At 69.3% G+C, this 1,657-nt stretch carries 2 protein-coding genes; one reads left to right on the top strand and one right to left on the bottom strand.

The annotated features are described in order from the left end of the window. Positions 1 to 34 precede the first annotated feature (34 nt). Positions 35 to 469, bottom strand: coding sequence for a response regulator (locus FDZ70_10245; protein TLM66853.1), 435 nt, complete (start codon positions 467 to 469; stop codon positions 35 to 37). 161 nt (positions 470 to 630) lie between these two features. On the opposite strand from FDZ70_10245, the gene FDZ70_10240 reads away from it, so the two are divergent. Then, on the top strand, positions 631 to 1,293 hold the full coding sequence (locus FDZ70_10240; protein TLM66852.1) for a response regulator transcription factor: 663 nt from the start codon (positions 631 to 633) through the stop codon (positions 1,291 to 1,293). Positions 1,294 to 1,657 lie beyond the last annotated feature (364 nt).

The raw sequence follows: 1,657 nt of genomic DNA, 5'->3' as shown, positions 1-1,657 counted from the left end.
GCGCTCCCCCTCCCCCGCGCCGTACGCAGGGGTGTCAGTTGACGGTGCAGCTCACGGACGCGTTGATGCGCTGCAGCAGTATGTGACCCGCGATGTTCTTCGGGATGTAGCCGTCGGCGCCGCTCCGGCTGACGATCTCCACGAGGTCGTGCTCAGGCTCCGAGGAGAAGATGAGCACCTTCATGTCGGGATTGACCGAGTTGCGCTTCAGGATGCGGCAGAGCTCGTCGCCCTTGATCGCCGGCATGTTGTAGTCGAGTAGGACGACGTCGGGGTGCTCCCGGTGGACCGCCGATGCGACCCCGGTCCACTGCTCACACGCGATGACCTCGTGCCCGGCGCCGCGCAGCAGGCTCGCCGTCGCCGTCAGGATGAACGGCTCGTCGTCGACCAGCAGGATTCGAACGCTCACGATGCCCTCCTCGTTCGTGCTGCCACCGGACACACGGTCCGGACCTTCCACAGACATGTTCGGCCGGCCCCCCGGCGCGCGGCATCGGGAGAAGCCTGAAAGTCCGTGCGGGAATCCCTGAGAGGCCCTGCTCGGCCGGCGCACGTCGCGCGCGGGACAGACCGGGCGGCCGATGCTACCCTTCGTGTCGATGACCACGCGCACGCGAGGGGACGCGCATGGCGATCAGAGTGCTCCTGGTCGACGACCACAAGATCGTCCGGGACGGGCTGCGCAGCCTGCTGGCGAAGCAGCTCGACATCGAGGTCGTCGGCGAGGCGGACAACGGGCGCGAGGGCGTCAGCCTCGCGTGCGAACTCAAGCCGGACGTCGTCGTCATGGACATCGGGATGCGCGACCTGAACGGCATCGACGCCGCGCATCGCCTCGGGATCGATGCGCCCGACGTGCGGATCATCGCGCTGTCGATGCATTCCGACCGGCAATACGTGTCGGCGATGCTCGCGGCCGGCGCGCAGGGCTACCTCGTCAAGGACAGCGCGTTCGAGGAGCTCGCCTCGGCGATCCGCACCGTCCAAGAGGGCCGCACCTACCTGTCCGCATGTATCGCGGGCGTCGTCGTGGACGACCTGGTGCGGCGCATGAGCGGCCTCGACAGCGGCCCGAGCGGCCCGGCCGCGCCGCTGTCAGCCCGGGAGCGCGAGGTGCTCCAGCTCATCGCGGAGGGCAGCTCCACCAAGGAGGTCGCGAGCAGCCTGCACCTGAGCGTGAAGACCGTGGAGACCCACCGCAGGCAGATCATGGAGAAGCTCGGCATCTACAACGTCGCCGGGCTGGTCAAGTACGCGGTCCGTGAGGGGCTCGCGTCGCTCGACGACTGACCAGCGGTCCGCACGCTCCGTCCGTCGCTTCCGTAGTCGCTGACCCGCGGGTAAGGGAAAGCCTTACCGCGTTCGCGCCTCGTCCCGATGCGCAGCGCTGCGCGCCGGCCCGACACTCCTCGTGAAGGTCCGACACGGCGCCTTGGGCGCCCGAGCGTAGGGGGAGTCAGCCGACAGATGTCCCGCGACGATGCCGCGCACTTGGCCGACCGCGCCGCCGAGGCGCTTGTCCTGCTCGATGCGCATGACGATGCCAGCGTGTCCGCGCTCGTGCAAGCCTTCGAGAACCTCGCCGCCTCGGTCAGCGACCGTCCCGAGGCGGCGACCGCCGCCGAGCGGGCCCTGACCGAGGCGAGGCGCTTCG

This window comes from Actinomycetota bacterium (genome assembly GCA_005774595.1).
Lineage (GTDB): Bacteria > Actinomycetota > Coriobacteriia > Anaerosomatales > D1FN1-002 > D1FN1-002.
The sequence above is the reverse complement of the archived record's forward strand: the minus strand, read 5'-3'. Positions and strand labels throughout refer to the sequence as shown.